The following is a 17,836-nucleotide window of genomic DNA, read 5'->3' on the forward strand; positions in this document are numbered from 1 at the left end:
TTTATGAGAAAACCTAGTAGAAGGGCTCAGAAATAAGAGAAAAAGATAGGCGGAAATAACAAATAATCTTTACATATCCCAATATGTTTCATCCATTCACGTGGACCTGCATACGATAGAGTAATACTCGATTAGGAGGGAATAACATGGATGAAGAGACGAGTTTTGTAATCGCCGAAGACGACTGGTCCCTCCATCGGAAAGGCTACGACGATCAGCGTCGACACCAGGAAAAAGTCAAAGATGCCATGAGCAAGCAGCTGCCTGATTTGATAACCGAAGAGAACATTGTCATGTCCAATGGAAAGCGTGTCGTGAAGATTCCTATACGTTCATTAGATGAATATAAAATCCGCTACAATTATGAAAAGAATAAGCATGCGGGACAAGGAGAGGGAGACAGCGAAATTGGCGATGTGGTGGCCCAGGCCCCGCAGCCCGCTAAAGGGAAGCCCGGCGATGGAGACGGCGCTGGTGACCAGGCGGGAGACGATTATTATGAGGCGGAGGTATCGCTGGCTGAGTTGGAAGAGGCTTTATTCAAAGAGCTGACCCTTCCTAATCTTGATGAGAAAGAAAAGGACAATATCCTTCATACGGATATTGAATTCAGCGATATCCGTAAAACGGGGTTGACCGGCAATATCGACAAGAAGAGGACAATGCTTGAAGCCTACAAGCGGAATGCGCTTCGGGGGGAACCCTCTTTTGCACCGATTTACCCGGAGGACATCCGATACAAGACGTGGAATGAGAAGACCAAACCGGAGTCCAAAGCAGTCGTCATTGCCATGATGGATACCAGTGGATCGATGGGGCAGTGGGAAAAATACATGGCCAGAAGTTTCTTTTTCTGGATGACCCGCTTCCTGAACCGAAACTATGAAACGGTGGATATTGAATTTGTAGCCCACCATACGCAGGCGAAAGTCGTCAGCGAGGAGGATTTCTTTTCGAAAGGGGAAAGCGGAGGAACCATCTGCTCATCTGCTTACAGGAAAGCGCTGGAGCTTATTGAGACTAAATATTCGCCGGAACGCTACAACATCTATCCGTTCCACTTTTCTGATGGTGACAATCTGACCTCTGATAATAAACGATGTCTCGGTTTAATTGAACAGTTGATTGAAGTTTCGCAGATGTTCGGGTACGGGGAAGTGAATCAGTATAACCGTTCCTCCAGCTTGATGCAGGCTTATAAATCCATCGAACATGATAAGTTCCGTTATTACATTCTACGCAGAAAAGCCGACGTTTTTCATTCGATGAAGCATTTCTTCAGCGAGCAGGCCGAGGAAATGTTCACGTAGCTGACATAAAGAGGGGGTCGAGAGAGTTCTCGGCACCCTTTTTTGTGCGAAAGGTTTACAAGTACACGGGAATGGAAACTCCTTGGTATAATGAAAAGGGTAATCCTACATATAAGGAGTTCATTCTATGATTCAAGAAATTCTGCAGTCCAATCAATTCATTATGCTGATGGCACTGCTGCTCATTGTCAGCATCATCGTTACGAAATTCTCTTCCCGGCTCGGGGTCCCGTCTCTTGTGTTGTTTATTCTTGTCGGGATGATGGTCGGAAACGAGGGTCTGGGTTTTATTGATTTTGACAATCCGGAAATCGCCCAGCTTGTCGGTGTCATTGCTTTGATTATCATTCTGTTTGAAGGTGGAATGCTGACCAAGTGGAAAGATATTCGTCCTGTCCTCGCCCCTTCGTTGACGCTTGCGACCCTCGGAGTCGTATTGACGACAGGAATCGTCGCTGTTGCAGCGAAATATTTCCTTCATATCGGCTGGGTCGAGGCGATGCTCGTTGGAGCGATCGTCGGTTCTACAGATGCTGCAGCCGTCTTTGCTGTACTGAAAGGGAAAAATGTAGACGGGAAGCTGGAGGCTACACTGGAAGCTGAATCAGGGACGAATGATCCAATGGCTGTGTTTTTGACGATCAGCTTCATTCAACTGCTGACGGTTGATGAAGTCAACATGTTCGGCATGGTCGGTTCCTTCTTCTGGCAGATGGGAGCGGGGGTCGTTGTTGGTGCTGCGATCGGGTGGGGGGCGAGTTTCGCTTTAAACCGAATCAACCTCGATTCCAGTGGGCTTTATCCACTTTTTGCGCTCGGTTTCGCCTTTCTTTCCTATGGGGCAAGCTCTCTTCTTCAAGCCAGTGGACTTCTTGCCGTCTATGTAACTGCGGTGATTATCGGAAATGCGGAACTTGCCTACCGTTATTCAATCCTTCGATTCGATGAAGGCTTTGGCTGGATGGCACAGATTCTGATGTTCATCATCCTTGGGTTGTTTGTCACTCCCTCAGAGGTGTTTACGTGGTCTGTAATGTCGAGTGGATTATTGATTGCCGGGGTGCTCATTTTTATTGCCAGGCCGGCAGCGGCTTTTTTGAGTCTATCCGGGTTTTCGTTTTCATGGAAGGAAAAGGTGTTTCTATCGTGGGCGGGTGTCCGGGGAGCAGTTCCGATCGTCCTGGCAATTTTCCCGATGCTTGCCGGCATCGAAAACAGCCAGGTGATCTTCAACGTCGTTTTCTTCACGGTCCTGACTTCAGCGCTCATCCAGGGGTCCTCGATTACTTGGATGGCAGACCGGTTCAAACTGGTTTCCGACAAGCTTGGCAATCCGATTCATTCTTTGGAACTGATTTCAATTGGAAAAGCGAATGTAGAGATGATTGAGTTTGAGGTTACTCCGAGGAATGTCGTCGTCGGGCAGAAGCTTGAGGAAATGGAGCTGCCGGACAGGGCATTGATTAATGCCATTATCCGTAAAGGTGATGTGATTACACCATACGGACAGACGGAAATAAAAGCGGGGGATACGTTATACATTCTAGTTTCCAGAAAAAACAAGAAAGAAGTCAAGAAAGTTCTTGAAGCCGTTAAAGATCACGGACACAACGAGAAAAGCCGAGCTTAAACAGCTCGGCTTTTCTCGTAGCAGCTATGATATTTTGGGCGTTTCTTTATGATATGAAGAATACAGTCTTTATTATAGGTAACAAATGCTGATTTGTAAACCTTTTCTAATAAAAACGTGATCATTTTACTAGAAAATATTAGTGGAAGCGGGAAGCAATTGTGTGTTCGACAAAGTTCCTATACAATAAGAATCACCAAGGAGGGATGTACGGTGAAGAAACGTATAGGTTTTATCGGCTGCGGTCAGATGGGCCAGGCCATGATTCAGGGCATGATTGATGCAGGGGTCGTGGAACCGGGACATATCGCTGCGACCGCTTTGTCTGATGAAACGATCGATTTTGTGGCCGATGAGTACGGCATACATATTTCCAATGATAATAAGAAGCTGGCAGCAGAAAGCGACCTGCTGTTTCTGGCCGTGAAGCCATATGTGTACAGAGATGTGATTGAGGAAATCCGTGAAGAGGTCTCCGATGATACGGTAGTCATTACGGTTGCTGCCGGCATTACACTTGAATCGATGGAAGAGGCGTTTGATAAGAATGTGAAAGTCATCCGCTCCATGCCGAACACCCCATCATTGGTTGGTGCAGGTATGAGTGCGCTCTGTCCCAATGCTTTTGTGACACAGGAAGATCTGGCCGAAGTGCTCGAGCTGTATGAAAGCTTTGGGGAAGCGGAAGTCATTGAAGAGAAACTCATGGATGCTGTGCCGGCGGTCAGTGGTTCTTCCCCGGCTTTTGTATACATGCTGATTGAAGCGATGGCGGATGCCGCTGTCCAGCAGGGCTTTCCGAGGGACAAGGCTTATAAAATGGTTGCCCAGACGGTCGAGGGGGCTGCGAAAATGGTCAAGGAAACAGGCAGACATCCAGCAGAATTGAAGGATGCCGTCTGCACGCCTGGAGGCACTACGATTTCCGGTGTAACCAAGCTGGAGGAAGCTGGGTTCAGGAAGGCCATTATTCAAGGGATGACGGCCACAACAGAAAAGTCGAAAGCCTTATCCCAAGGGAGAAAGTAACAGAAAGCCGGGCCCCGGATGCCGGGCTTTCTGTTTGTTTGAAACGAATGGGCTCGCATATCCGTACAGATAGTACAGGAGGTGGACGTATGAATAATCAGCCGGCTCAACGTATTTCTAAGCGGGCTTTAACGCTATGGCGCATATACGGCGTCATACACAGCTTCATTCTATTACTTATCACAACGGCTTTAACCGTTACGGTGTTCCTCTGGGAATGGCCGTGGTGGCTGGCGGCAGGAGCAGGAGGACTGGTCGTTCTGGATGCCGTTCTTTTCATCTGGTTGATTCCAGGCCTTCGCTGGAAACGTTGGCGCTATGAGGTCAGTGAACAGAACATCGATCTGCAGCACGGCATTTTCATCATTACCCGCACATTGGTACCGATGGTCAGGGTTCAGCACGTAGATACGGAGCAGGGACCGCTGCTCCGGAAATACCGACTTTCCACCATCAGCATATCGACAGCGGCGACGATACATAAAATACCAGCGCTTGATGAAGATGAGGCAGAACGTCTGCGCCAGTCGATTTCTTCTTTGGCAAGGGTGGCTGAGGATGATGTTTGAACCACGGAAGCTCCATCCTATTTCTGCTTTGATCAATTTTGTGAAGACATTGAAAGATGCGGCGCTGCCGTTGATTGTGGTGATCTTTATCAACGGGAGCCCGTTCAGTGGGGACTGGAACTGGGTCCCGCTGGCCATCTGGGGCGGTCTGCTGGTGATTGTGCTTGGTTCAGGAGTCATCCGCTGGCTGCGCTTTTCTTATTGGATGGAAGATGGAGAACTGCGTATTGAATATGGGTTGATTTTCAGGAAAAAACGCTACATTCCTGTGGAGAGAATCCAGAGTCTTGATTTTTCGGAAGGAATTTTCCACCGCCCGTTGAAATTAGTGAAAGTTTCTGTGGAAACGGCAGGGGCGACCGGTACACAAGGAGCGGAGGCAGAACTGACAGCTATTACCCGCGAAGAAGCCAAAGAGCTGGAGACGCTCATCTTTCAGCAGAAGCGGGCGGCCCAGGAAGAAGAAACCGTTGAGGAGAATGCCGGGGAACAACCGGTAGAACCGCCAAGACAGAAGGTGTTCGGCATGACGATGAAGGATCTTGTCCTTATGGCCGTCACTTCCGGAGGGGCGGGAGTGGTTATTTCCGGTGTGGCCGTGTTCTTTTCCCAGTTCATGGACATTCTTCCTGTCGGGGCGATTTATGAAGAACTGCTGGACTGGATTCAGATCGGTGTTCTGATGGTGGCTGTTACCGTCCTCTTTGTTCTCTTGATTGCTTATGGGATATCGATCCTCCTTACGATCATGCGCTATGCGTATTTCTCTGTCTACTTGGAGGAAGAGGACCTGATTATTACCCGGGGATGGCTGGAGAAAAAGCAGATGACCATCCCGCTCAACCGGATTCAAGGGGTGCGGATTGATGAAAACCTGATCCGCCAGCCAATGGGGTATGCATCGGTTACGATCATCAGTGCCGGTGGTTCCATCATGAAGAACGATGAACATCAGTTGAAACTGCTTCCAATGATCCGGAAAAAGGAAATCGAAGCAGTCCTCCAGATGATTCTCGAAGATTATCAGGTTGCGGGTGATTTCAAACAGCCACCAGCCAGATCGAAATATCGTTACATGATCCGGCAGTCGTGGCTCGGGGTGTTGGCGGCCATACCGGTCAGCATATACTTTTATCCGTATGGGTTACTGGCTGTTCCAGCTGTCGCGGCGCTAGCGGGCTTCGGCCTGCTTGCCTATAAAGATGCAGGGTGGACGATTGATGGTACCCAGTTGAGTCTGCGTTCAAGAAATATTATCAAGCAGACCTACTTGATGAAGAGGTTCCGCATCCAGGCCGCATCCAAGAAGCAGACCCTGTTGCAGAAGCGTTCCGGTCTTTCTACTATTCAGGTGACGCTTACCTCAGGTGGAGGCGGAGCGGTGGCGCGCTGCTACTACCTGGAGGAAAAAGATACCGATTCGGTCATGGGCTGGTATATTGATGCTGTGACCAATCAAAAACCAGTGGAAAAGTAATTTTTCCACTGGTTTTTTTCTGTTTACAATAAAAACACGAACATTAATAAATTACAGTTGATTTTTGTTCGTTTTACTATTACTATAAGAGACGTCCTATTCTTACGTGAAAGATTGGTGTTAACATTGATGAATAAATTATTCCGTTTGGAAGAGAACCAAACCACTATAAAAACTGAAATACTTGCGGGAATTACGACCTTTTTGACGATGGTCTACATTGTCGTTGTAAACCCTGCGATCCTGTCCGGGGCGGGTGTTCCGTTCGGTCAGGTGTTTATGGCGACGATCATTGCTGCTGTCACAGGAACGCTGATTATGTCCTTTGCAGCCAACTATCCGATTGCCATCGCCCCCGGGATGGGATTGAACGCCTATTTTGTTACAGAAGTGGTCCAGCAGGATGTCAGCTATTCGGTCATCTTCGGATCCGTCTTTGTTGCTGGGATTCTATTTGTTATTTTAAGTTTAACAAGTCTTCGAAAAACGTTGATTATGGCGATTCCGCCATCCTTGAAATACGGCATAACCTCCGGAATCGGTCTGTTTATTGCGTTTCTTGGACTGCGCATGTCCGGAATTATTGTTGAGAGTGATACAACGCTTGTCACCCTTGGAGACATGACATCTCCCGGTGTGCTTCTGACCGTCTTTGGTCTTATGGTTACACTCGGCCTGATCGCAAGAAAAGTTACCGGCGGACTATTTATCGGCATGTTCATTACCGGCCTTGTTGGATTTTTCACCGGTCAGCTTGAACTGAATGGTTTTGTTGATACACCACCAGCTCCCGTTTTCTGGGATATGGATATTGGAGCGGTGTTCAGCAACGGGCTTTATACTGTGATCTTTGCGTTTTTACTCGTGACTATTTTTGATACGACGGGGACGATGATCGGTGTAGCCGAGCAGGCTGGATTCATCCGCAAGGACGGAAGTCTTCCGAGAGCCCGCGCAGCTTTAATGGCGGACGCCTCTGCTACAACGGTCGGTGCCGTGTTCGGAACAAGTCCTTCTTCGGCGTACATTGAATCTTCTTCTGGTGTAGCAGCAGGAGGACGGACAGGATTGACGACGATGGTCGTTGCCGGTCTGTTCCTTGTTTCCATGTTCTTTGCACCTGTTGTAGGGGCGGTTTCCGGCCTGCCTGCGATAACTGCTCCGGTGTTGATCATCGTCGGCTGCTTTATGATGGAGGGGCTGGCAAAAGTCAACTGGGGATCCTTTGATGATGCTTTCCCGGCTTTCATCATTATCCTTACTATGCCGCTTACCTCAAGTATTGCAACAGGGATTGCATTTGGGTTCATTACGTACCCGATTTTGAAACTTGTCGTCGGCAAAGGAAAGCAAGTCCACTGGATGCTGTACATGTTTGCTTTAATCTTCATCCTGCAGATGGCCTTCTTCCCTGGTCATTAATCCTGAACCTGCGTGCCCTTAAAAAGGCAGGCAGGTTTTTTTATGTTCCTACGGGTATATTTTCCTTTCCGATTGGAAGATTAAGGACAGGTGATGCTCATGGGATTTTTTAAGCGGTTGTTCTTTGGAGATCATACAAGACTCCAGGACAGGGATTTGGCGCACGATCATAATCATGGTCGTAAACAGCTGAGTTCCAAGAAATTATCGGAGAATGTTGATTACCTCTTAAGCAATTTTCATAAGTCCAATGATTTGAAAATCCGTGTTCTCAATGAAGGGAATGCGGCTTTACTGTATTTTGAATCACTGTCTGACCAGGAAAAGGTGTTTGAAAAAATCTTCGCCCCTGTCGAAAACGGCCAGATTGACGAAATTTCCAAGTTGAGAAGTGCACGGATTACTCAAAACCTTGAAGAAGTGATCACGAATCTGCTTGGTGGTCAGGCGGCTTATATCGAGGATGGTTCCAATAAAGTTCACCTCTTTGATGTGACGTCCTGCTATAACCGGACACCGGAAGAGCCGCAGAACGAGCGGGTCATCCGCGGGGCGCACGACGGATTCATCGAAAATATCATGATTAACATCAACCTGATCCGAAAAAGGATTGAAAATCGGAATTTAACCGTGAAGTACATCAAGCTTGGCACATACACCAATACAAATGTCGCTATCATTTATATGGACGGCATCGCAGATCCTTCCTTGGTTCAGGAGGTGGAAAGAAGGGTCAGCTCTATCGAAACGGATATGGTGCACAGTCCCGGCCTGATTGAAGAATACATTGAGGATCAAACGAATACGCCATTCCCACAGATGCTTCATACAGAAAGGCCGGACAGAGTGGTCGGCAATTTAATGGAAGGCCGTGTGGCCATCATGGCTGAGGGCACTCCGACAACGCTTATTGCCCCATCCACATTCTTCATGTTTTATCAGGCGTCTGATGATTACAACATGCGCTGGTTCACAGGAACATTCATCCGTCTTGTCCGACTGTTCAGTTTTGTGATTGCCGTCGGCCTTCCGGCATTTTACATTGCTATCGTCGGTTTTCATTTTGAGGTCATCCCTGATGAACTGATCATCCCTGTGAAGGCTTCCATCAATGAAATAGCCTATCCTCCGATTATCGAAGCGCTGGTCATGGTCGTGATTATCGAATTGATCCGTGAGGCCGGGGTCCGGCTGCCGGCGCCGATCGGCCAGACCATCGGTATCGTAGGGGGGCTCGTAATCGGAGATGCGGTCGTACGTGCGGGGCTTGTTTCCAATTTAATGGTTATTGTTGTCGCTTTAACGGCGATTGCTTCTTTTGTAGTGCCTTCCAATGAATTGAGCACAGCGCTTCGTCTGTTGACGTTTCCGTTAATTGTTCTGGCCGGAACAATGGGGTTTGTCGGTATTGTGTTTGGGATGCTTATCATTATTATCCATCTGACAAAGCTGCAGTCCTTTGGTGTACCCTATCTTGCTCCGGTAGCACCGCTCAATTTTGGAGATCTCAAGGATACGTTTGTCCGCCTTCCGATGTTTATGATGAAAACGAGACCGAAAGACTCGCATGCGATAAAGCCTGACGCATTGAATCCAGTAAGGAAGTGGAAGCTCAGTGACCAGCAAGGATCAAAACCAAACCAACAGCCGGACGGGGCAGAAGCCTCTTCAAAAAAACAATCCGATAGATGATCAGAAAATTTCCAGACGTCAGTTTTTCTTTATTATCATTCAGACCCAGATTGGTGTTGGAGTGTTAAGTGTTCCTTTTGAACTTCATAGTGCAGCCAGGCAGGATGGATGGATATCCCTGATTATAGGAGCTTCGGCCCTTCCTGTCGTTCTCCTGGCGATATGGGGGACGGCGAGAAATTTCCCTGAAGATTCGCTGTACAGGATCAATGAAAAAATCTTTCTCACATGGGGAGGGCGTGTGCTGAGTGCCGGGTTCGTCCTCTATTTTATTAGTGTGGGGACTTTGATCATCATTCTGTACAGCCGGATGATCAGTCTATGGGTGCTTCCTCATACACCTTTGTGGATTACTGCTAGTTTAATGATTCTCGTCTGTTTTTATATGATCTCCGGCGGCCTGCTTGTCATGGGCAGATTGTATACCATGCTCTCTGTTTTAATCCTCATTTTATTTGGAGTGATCTTATATTCTGCAAAAGAAATGAATATCGTTTATCTGTTTCCGATACTCGAAAGTGGATGGGGCAGAGTGTTGGGCGCAGTGAATCAAGCGTTTTTTTCGTTCTTCGGTTATATCGTATCGCTTGTGATTTATTCCAAGGTGTTAGGCACGCACAAAGAAAAACTGAAGGTGATCTTGTATGCCCACAGTTTTGTGTTTTTGTTTTATTTCATCATTGTGTTTGTCAGCTTCACGTATTTCAGCACAGAGGAAATCACACTTGTCCCGGAACCGATTTTATACATGCTGAAAGCTTTTGAACTTCCGATTATAGCAAGACTTGACTTGTTTTTTATATCCATATGGGTCGTAAATGTGGCTACCACTTTTGGAACCTATTTATACATGGCGGGTCTTGGTTTAAGCCACCTGTGCCCGATTTGTACAAAAACGACAGCCGGAATCATAGTCGGTATCATCGTCCTTGCTTTGACCCTTTATGTCGGGTATGACATTCAGAAAACAGAGCAGTTGAATCAACTGGTCCTTCGTATGGGGTACGCTTTTTCGCTGGGTATTCCTTTAATCATGCTGCCGTTGTCCTATGTGAGGAAAAAACGGTACAAGGAAGGTGAATAAGATGAGGAAAGGGGTATTGATCCTGACTGCACTTATTCTTTTGACAGGCTGTTGGGATGAGCGGCAGTTTAAAAATATCAGCCTTGTTCTTTCGATGGGATTCGATACCGGAGAAGAACAGGCTATCCGGCAGACAGTATCCATCCCCACGGTTACCCGAAGCTCAGAGGGTCCTGGTCAGGAATTCATCAATGTACTCTCCACGGAAGCTCATACACCGAGAGAAGCGAGAGATAAAATTGACATGATGATTTCAGATAATTTTGATCCGTCCAAGGTCAGGGTGGTCGTATTTGGAGAAGAGCTGGCAAAAGAAGGGATTTTCCCTGTGCTGGACGATATGTACAGAGATCCGAAAAGTAACTTGAATGCCTATATGGCGGTTGTGGAAAAAGGTACAGCAGAGGAAATCACACGTCTGAGAGCGACCGGAGAGACCAGAATCAGCGAATATCTCGGAGGAATGCTGGAAACAGCGGCTTCTTCGACCCATACCACAGGGGAAAATCTGCAGCTGTTATGTGCGGAGCTTATTGAGCCCGGCATCGATTTTTCGGTTCCGCTCATCCAGCTTGACAAACAGAATGGAGCCATCAATTTCAGCGGGATGGGTTTATTTCATGAAAAAACGTACACAGGAGAGAAGATTCCAGCGGAGAAGTCCACTTTATACATGCTGCTTCAGGGAAAGAAAGGGAAAATCGCCCGTCTGACGGAGAAGGTTTCTGGTGAGAATGATGAGATTACGAGCTATGCGACCGTTGAAGTGAATAAAATGAAAAGGAAAATGAAATTGACGGTTGATGATGGGGTGACGGCTGATATTCATGTAAACCTGGAGTTGAAAGTGGTCGAGTACCCGTCCGATCATCTCTATGTGAAAGGAAAAATTAAAATGCTGGAAGAGCAGCTTACTGATGTATTCACGAAGGAATCAAAAAAAATACTCACTACGCTTCAGGAAGCGAACAGTGATGTGTTCGGGATTGGAAGACGAGTGAAAGCGTACCATCCTGACTATTGGAATGAGGTGGAATGGAGTGACGAATATCCTGAAATTGCGATTGTGCCTCACTTCGATATCAAGATCATTGAACATGGCATCATGAATTAGGTAGAAAAAGATATGGATTTTTTCCTTCCTTCTGAAACCTTTTCAAGTCGAGTCTCGTCTGTAGAGTAGAACAATTTTGGAGGACGTTCTTTCAGCAGTCCAAACGACTGGGTTTGTACGCCGGAATCGTTCTCAGTTCCTGCATTCCGGTAAAAGGGTTCCTGCGGATGAGAAAAGCAGGCACGTTCAAGTCTGAATCTGCCGCTTGTGCTTCCACGCTTTACCCCTTTCACGTCTGCCTGTATATTGAAGGGAACGAAACCATGTTCTTTTCAGCACAGAGGATGCGTGATAACCGTGCTGCCGAAAAGCTAGGATGGACGAAGAACGGCATCTTCAATCGGCTTGTGTCCCGAAGAGTCTGCTGTTCCTGATGACATGAATGAACGTAGTGTGACACCTCAGCACTTGGTTGAAGTGGCTCACTCGTTTCATTAATAAAATGGTTTATACCTCCCCTATGGTATAATACATGTGCACCTGCCGCCTGACCAACGGCAGGTGTTTTTTTGTTTCCTTTTTATACATAATTTCCCTCTCTTGAACCAAACTATAGCTATGAATAGGAGGGAATGATCGTATGAAAAAATGGATCGGTACGGCTGTACTGCTGATCGTACTGCTGTTCTCAATGAGTCCTGAAATCATTCACGCGCAGACGGATACGTATACGGTTAAGCGTGGAGATACCCTTTGGAAAATCTCACGGAAATACAAAATCGGTCTTTCGGAAATTATCAATGCCAACCCCCAGTTCAATAATCCGGACTTAATTTATCCCGGTGACAGGGTGACGATCCCGTTAAAGCCGAACATCAAGTCTGTGGAAAGCCAGGTCATTGATTTAACAAATGAAGAACGGGCAGCCAATGGCCTTCCAGCTTTGAAGGCGAATTGGCAGGTCTCCAGGGTCGCCAGGTATAAGTCGCGTGATATGGCAGGGAAGGGGTATTTTTCTCATCAATCCCCGACCTATGGATCTCCGTTTCAAATGTTGAATGATTTTAATGTTTCCTACCAGAAAGCAGCGGAAAATATCGCTGCCGGCCAGCGCACACCACAGGAAGTGGTAGAGGGCTGGATGAACAGCGCCGGCCATAGGAAGAATATTCTTGACCCTGGGTTGACCCAGATCGGTGTCGGTTATGCAGAGGGTGGAAGTTACGGCTATTACTGGACACAAATGTTTATCACTAAATAGGAGTGGACATTAGAGGAGGTGCAGGTGCGCCTTCTCTTTTTTCGGTCCTTTACACGGCGGAGAATTCTTATTATGATAGAATGAGTTTGTGATAATGGTTATCAATTATAGGGGGATGTTTATGAAAAAGTATTGGAGTTACATAGGGCTCTTCTTCCTTGTACTTCTGCTTGCCGCGTGTGGCAGTGAGAATGAAGGGGAACAGCAGGAAAGCTCAAATGGGGAAGGCTCCAGTGAGCAGGAAACACGGGTGATTGAACATGAGATGGGAGAGACGGAAATCAGCGGCCAGCCTGAAAAAGTCGTAGCCCTCGAGTTTTCTTTCGTGGATAACCTGGCTTCTCTTGGTGTATCACCTGTCGGAATTGCCGACGATAATGATGAGGCGCGGATCATAGAACCGATCCGTGAGAAAATTGATGACTATACGTCTGTCGGTACACGGAAGCAGCCTTCTCTTGAAGTGATCAGTTCACTTCAGCCGGACTTGATCATTGCGGACATGCAGCGTCATAAAGACATTTATGATCAGTTGTCTGAGATTGCTCCAACGATCATTCTTCCTTCACTGGCCGCCGATTACGATGGCATCATCGACAGCTTCCAGACGGTTTCGAAAGCTGTGGGTATGGAAGAACATGGAGAAGAAGTACTGACTGAACATAAAGAAACGATGGAAGAACTGCGCAGTCAGGTGCCTGAGGATGAGGACCGGACTGTTCTGCCTGCTGTTGTCGCTGACAGCGGCTACTTTGCTCATAATATGGAGTCCTACACCGGTTCACTCCTTGAGTCCATTGGGTTGAAGAATGCGATCCAAAGCGGCGATGACCGCTACAACAAAATCAACCTGGAACAGCTCGTAGAGTTTGACCCTGACGTCATGTTCCATATGTCTTCAGGTGATCAAACGGTTGTTACGGAATGGGAAGACAGCGAATTGTACCGGGACATATCCGCTGTAAAAAATGGAGAAGTCCATGAAGTGGATCGCAACATGTGGTCACGTTTCCGCGGCTTGATTTCTTCAGAGAAAATTTTAGAAGATGCCGTTCAGTATCTTTATGAGGGTCAGTAAGTAACAAGCGGAGGGATACCTCCGCTTTTTTTATGTAAGGATGCAGGAAAGAGGAGGATGTCGTGTGAATCAAACCTTACACCGTTTTAAAACAGGAACGGTCATCGTAGTAGGCATCCTTTTGCTGCTGGCCAGTTTTACGGCCAGTTTAAGTATTGGAGCTTACGCAATCTCTTTTTCAGAGGTATTGAGCCTTCTGTTTTCCCCTGATGGAAGTAAAGCCTCTTCCATCATAGACACCATCCGCCTTCCGCGGGCGGTGACGGGCATTGTGATCGGGATGTGTCTTGCTGCCGCAGGAGCTATCATGCAGGCGATTACCAATAATCCGCTCGCCTCTCCGCAGGTCTTCGGAGTAAATGCCGGGGCGTCCCTGATGGTTGTGATTGGTGTCGTCCTTTTTCCGGGGTTAGGAGCTGGGACGCTCGTTTATGGGGCATTTTTAGGGGCGGCAGCCGGTGGCGCTGCTGTGTATTATATGGCTTCAACAGGAGGAGGGATGACTCCTGTAAAGCTCGCTTTATCCGGCATTACCATCCACCTTCTGCTTTCATCCATGATTGAGGGCATTGTATTGTTTCATGAAACATCGACGGAAGATGTTTTGTTCTGGCTTGCCGGAGGGATTGACGGACGGACGTGGACAGATGTGAACCTGCTTCTTCCCTGGGCCGCTGTCGGCTTAGCGGGTGCAGGTATACTAGGCAAACCGCTGACGACACTCGGTCTTGGTGATGATGTCGCTCAAGGACTAGGGCAGAAAATCGGGTGGATCCGGGGAGGGGCGGCTCTCCTGGTCGTTGTTCTTGCGGGTATATCCGTAGCTGTAGCCGGACCGATCGGATTTATTGGATTGATCATTCCGAATATAATCCGTAAACTTCTTGGTCCTGATTACCGGATCCTGCTGCCTGTATCTGCGCTTTATGGAGCCGTACTGCTGACGTCTGCAGACGTGCTCTCCCGGTTTATTTCCTATCCAGGGGAAGCCCCGGTGGGGATCGTTACCGCACTCATAGGTGCTCCATTCTTTTTATATCTGGCCGGCAGAGGAGGTCGTAACGGATGAACTCGTTGATTCGAACACCAAAAAGATGGCTCGGGATGCTGCTGATGCTGCTGTTGGTCATGATCTATTTATCGATAGGAGTAGGTGCAGTATGGATCGGTCCTGCAGGGATCTTTGAATATATCATTGGCAAAGAGGCGTCAGGACAGGCGTACATTATTGAAAACTTCCGTCTCCCACGTATTGTGGTCGGCTTGTTAGCCGGAATAGGGCTCGGGTTATCCGGGGCCATTCTTCAGGGTGTCATCAGAAATCCGCTTGCCTCGCCTGATGTAATCGGAATTACGAAAGGCGCCGGCCTGGCTGCTGCCGCTGTAATTCTGTTGTACCCGGGCCTGCCGGTACTTGTGCTTCCGGCCGCGGCATTTTCAGGAGCCGCTCTCGTCATGCTTGGTCTGTATGTATTTGCTTTCAGGCGGGGTGTCCAGCCGGCAACCCTTGCTTTAATAGGGATTGCTCTGGGGGCAGTGTGTCAGGCAGGCATTCAATTTCTTACCATCAAATTTCCATTGGAAACGAACGCAGCTCTCGTCTGGCTGACGGGCAGCGTATGGGGGAAAGATTGGACGGATGTCCTTATGCTCGTTCCGTTTATTCTGATCGGGGCGCCTGCTGCATGGCTGTTGTCCAGGAAGCTGGATGTCCTGAACTTAGGTGATGATGTAGCTGAGGGCTTGGGAGAACCGGTTCAAAAAGCGAGGCTGTCTCTTCTTGCTCTGGCTGTTGTTCTGGCAGGGGCTTCTGTGGCTGTAGTCGGAACCCTTGGATTTGTCGGGTTGATTGCTCCTCATATTGCTAGGCAGATGGTTGGGAACAGGCATGTGTATCTGCTTCCGGCTTCCGCCTTAACGGGAGCCCTTCTTCTTGTGACGGCGGACAGTCTGGGGAGGGGCTTGTTTCCTCCTACAGAGGTCCCGGCCGGAATATTTACAGCTGTGATAGGAGCCCCTTATTTTCTATTTTTGTTAAGAAAAATACAAAAATCTTAAAAAATGGTTTATTTACTTTTCTTGATTGTATGGATAAATTTTAAGAATATGCGACATATTACACAACAGAACGACAATAATAGCAGAAATGTATTATATTTCATACAAATAAACCTTGCATGACGTCTGACAACCTGATAAAATCCATAGTGGAATTACTAGATGTAAGCATTTTCATTTTAGCTTTTTTGTCAAAAATAGAGGGGGAGGACTTTTCATGGATATTCTATTAGGAATTCTTGCAGTTGCCGTCATTATTGGAATCGCTTTTCTAATGTCCAATGACCGCAAAAATATCAATTTTAAGGGTATTGGAATTATGCTCGCTGTCCAGCTGCTGATTACGTGGTTCATGTTCAATACCAAAATCGGTGAGGCGATCATCACCGGTATTTCCTGGGGCTTTAACAAGCTTATCGCCTTTGGTACAGAAGGTGTGAACTTCGTGCTTGGTGGTGTAGAGGTTGGAGAAGGCGGCGTGTTCTTCTTTAACGTACTGCTTCTTATTATTTTCTTCGCTACCATTTTGTCTGTTCTTACGTATTTGAAGATACTTCCGTTTATTATCAAGTATCTCGGCTGGGGACTTTCCAAAATCACAGGTCTTCCTAAAGTCGAATCATTTAACGCGGTCAACAGTATTTTCTTCGGTCAGTCTGAAGCGTTGATTGCGATTAAATCGCAGTTCCACAATTTGAATGACAACCGTCTTTATATTGTGAGTGCGTCAGCGATGGGTTCTGTGTCGGCTTCCATTGTAGGGGCTTACCTGAATATGCTCCCGGATCAATATATCCTTGTTGCACTGCCGTTAAACATGTTTAGTGCGTTGATTGTCGCTTCCTTGATTGCACCAGTCCGAGTGTCCAAGGAAGAAGATAAAGTTGACATCCAGGATGTTTCCAATGCGAAGAGTTTCTTTGAAGCCATGGGTAACGGAGCCCTTGATGGTGGTAAAATCGCCTTGATCGTAGCGGCTATGCTGATTGCCTTCATTGCTTCCCTTGAATTGGTTAACGCAATGTTCGGTGCGTTGTTCAGCGGATTTACATTGCAGCAGCTGCTTGGATATATCATAGCTCCTATCGGCCTGTTGATGGGGATTCCGGCAGCTGAGGTTCTGGATGCCGGAGCGATTATGGGAACGAAAATCGTGACCAACGAATTCGTAGCCATGCTTGAATTCCAGTCTATGCTTGACGGTGTATCTGCGAAAACCGCGGGTATTGTGACGGTCTTCCTTACAAGTTTCGCCAACTTCTCCTCCATCGGGATCATTGCTGGTACCGTTCAGGGGATCGATCCAGAAAAAGGCGGCCGCGTATCAGGCTTCGGTTTGAAGCTTTTGATCGGTGCGACGCTTGGATCTATGCTTTCTGCAACAATTGCCGGTCTTTTCTTGTAATCGTATAAAAAGTCTGAATGGATGCGTCCATTGAGACTTTTTTTTGTCATCAAACCCGCCGTCGATCGATGCATGAACCAATAGATTCCGGGCCCAGATATTATAGAGAAACATTGTTTTTTAAGTGGGAAAGAGATGCGAAGTGCTTTTTAGTTATATTAGGATATTTTTTGTTCGTGTGTTATGTTGGGCTATGTCTCTTTAATCAGACATGACTCAACCCTATAGAAAGGAAGGACGCATCCATGTTTACGCTCAGTGATCTTCCGATGTTTTTCGTTAACTTTTTTCTCATTCTCCCGCTGGTCACCCTTATTCATGAAGCCGGGCACGTATGGACAGCACGATTATTCGGTGGAAAGATCAAATTCTGTCTCGGTACAGGAGAGACGCTCTTTCACATCGGACCTCTGGAAGTGAAAAAGAAATACTTCATGGAAGGCTGGTGCCAGTATGACTCTCTGACCTACAACAAAACGTGGGCACATGTCGCCATCTATCTGGCCGGTAGTGGTTTCAATTTGATGGTTATCCTGCTCATCAATTATTTAATCACCATTGATGTCCTGCCTTCCACGTTGTTTTTTTACCAGTATGCTTATTTCTCCATCTACTTCATATTTTTCTCTTTGTTCCCTTACCGCAATGATAATGGTAAACCGAGTGATGGCATGGCCGTTTACGATGTTCTCCGTTATGGAAAGGCGAAAGACCCGATTGATTAACGGAACCTGTAGTGTCTGTCCCCCATCATAGAAGATCCAGTT

15 protein-coding genes are annotated in these 17,836 nt (G+C 47.2%); all 15 read left to right on the top strand.

Annotated elements, in window-relative coordinates; genetic code table 11:
• Positions 1–146 precede the first annotated feature (146 nt).
• The 15 genes from yhbH to QMA39_RS15500 all read left to right on the top strand — a co-directional run bounded on the left by yhbH (position 147) and on the right by QMA39_RS15500 (position 17,794).
• Positions 147–1,310 (top strand): sporulation protein YhbH, encoded by a 1,164-nt coding sequence (gene yhbH / locus QMA39_RS15430; protein WP_206936081.1) that lies wholly within the window; start codon positions 147–149, stop codon positions 1,308–1,310.
• Positions 1,311–1,437: 127 nt separating this feature from the next.
• Positions 1,438–2,940 (top strand): potassium/proton antiporter, encoded by a 1,503-nt coding sequence (locus QMA39_RS15435; RefSeq protein WP_281659263.1) that lies wholly within the window; start codon positions 1,438–1,440, stop codon positions 2,938–2,940.
• A 213-nt stretch (positions 2,941–3,153) separates the two neighbouring features.
• Entirely contained in the window at positions 3,154–3,969 is an 816-nt protein-coding gene (gene proC, locus QMA39_RS15440; protein ID WP_027956622.1) for a pyrroline-5-carboxylate reductase, read from the top strand.
• Between the two features lie 89 nt (positions 3,970–4,058).
• Positions 4,059–4,538 (top strand): PH domain-containing protein, encoded by a 480-nt coding sequence (locus QMA39_RS15445; protein WP_281659264.1) that lies wholly within the window; start codon positions 4,059–4,061, stop codon positions 4,536–4,538.
• Entirely contained in the window at positions 4,528–6,015 is a 1,488-nt protein-coding gene (locus tag QMA39_RS15450) for a PH domain-containing protein (protein ID WP_051254773.1), read from the top strand. Before QMA39_RS15445 ends, QMA39_RS15450 begins: the two co-directional genes overlap by 11 nt.
• Positions 6,016–6,144: 129 nt before the next feature.
• Positions 6,145–7,437: an NCS2 family permease gene (locus QMA39_RS15455; RefSeq protein ID WP_206936075.1), complete on the top strand. Its 1,293-nt coding sequence runs from the start codon at positions 6,145–6,147 to the stop codon at positions 7,435–7,437.
• 99 nt (positions 7,438–7,536) lie between these two features.
• On the top strand, positions 7,537–9,129 hold the full coding sequence (locus QMA39_RS15460; protein ID WP_027956619.1) for a spore germination protein: 1,593 nt from the start codon (positions 7,537–7,539) through the stop codon (positions 9,127–9,129).
• Complete coding sequence (locus tag QMA39_RS15465) at positions 9,053–10,213, top strand: endospore germination permease (RefSeq protein ID WP_206936073.1); 1,161 nt, start codon at positions 9,053–9,055, stop codon at positions 10,211–10,213. The genes QMA39_RS15460 and QMA39_RS15465 overlap by 77 nt, the downstream gene beginning before the upstream one ends.
• Position 10,214: 1 nt before the next feature.
• Entirely contained in the window at positions 10,215–11,327 is a 1,113-nt protein-coding gene (locus QMA39_RS15470) for a Ger(x)C family spore germination protein (RefSeq protein ID WP_206936071.1), read from the top strand.
• A gap of 580 nt (positions 11,328–11,907) precedes the next feature.
• A complete protein-coding gene (gene safA, locus QMA39_RS15475) occupies positions 11,908–12,528 on the top strand; it encodes a SafA/ExsA family spore coat assembly protein (RefSeq protein ID WP_206936069.1) in 621 nt (206 codons plus the stop codon).
• A 121-nt stretch (positions 12,529–12,649) separates the two neighbouring features.
• On the top strand, positions 12,650–13,606 hold the full coding sequence (locus QMA39_RS15480; RefSeq protein ID WP_281659265.1) for a Fe(3+) dicitrate ABC transporter substrate-binding protein: 957 nt from the start codon (positions 12,650–12,652) through the stop codon (positions 13,604–13,606).
• 64 nt (positions 13,607–13,670) lie between these two features.
• Complete coding sequence (locus tag QMA39_RS15485) at positions 13,671–14,675, top strand: iron ABC transporter permease (protein WP_281659266.1); 1,005 nt, start codon at positions 13,671–13,673, stop codon at positions 14,673–14,675.
• Positions 14,672–15,664 carry an iron ABC transporter permease gene (locus QMA39_RS15490; RefSeq protein WP_281659267.1) on the top strand — a complete coding sequence of 331 codons (993 nt, stop codon included), beginning with the start codon at positions 14,672–14,674 and terminating at the stop codon, positions 15,662–15,664. Before QMA39_RS15485 ends, QMA39_RS15490 begins: the two co-directional genes overlap by 4 nt.
• Before the next feature lie 217 nt (positions 15,665–15,881).
• Positions 15,882–17,069, top strand: a complete 1,188-nt coding sequence (locus QMA39_RS15495) for a nucleoside transporter C-terminal domain-containing protein (RefSeq protein ID WP_027956613.1) — start codon at positions 15,882–15,884, stop codon at positions 17,067–17,069.
• Positions 17,070–17,314: 245 nt separating this feature from the next.
• A complete protein-coding gene (locus tag QMA39_RS15500) occupies positions 17,315–17,794 on the top strand; it encodes a site-2 protease family protein (RefSeq protein WP_027956612.1) in 480 nt (159 codons plus the stop codon).
• The last annotated feature ends 42 nt before the right edge of the window (positions 17,795–17,836 follow it).

It is taken from the genome of Halobacillus sp. Cin3, assembly GCF_947311855.1.
GTDB lineage: Bacteria > Bacillota > Bacilli > Bacillales > Halobacillaceae > Halobacillus > Halobacillus kuroshimensis.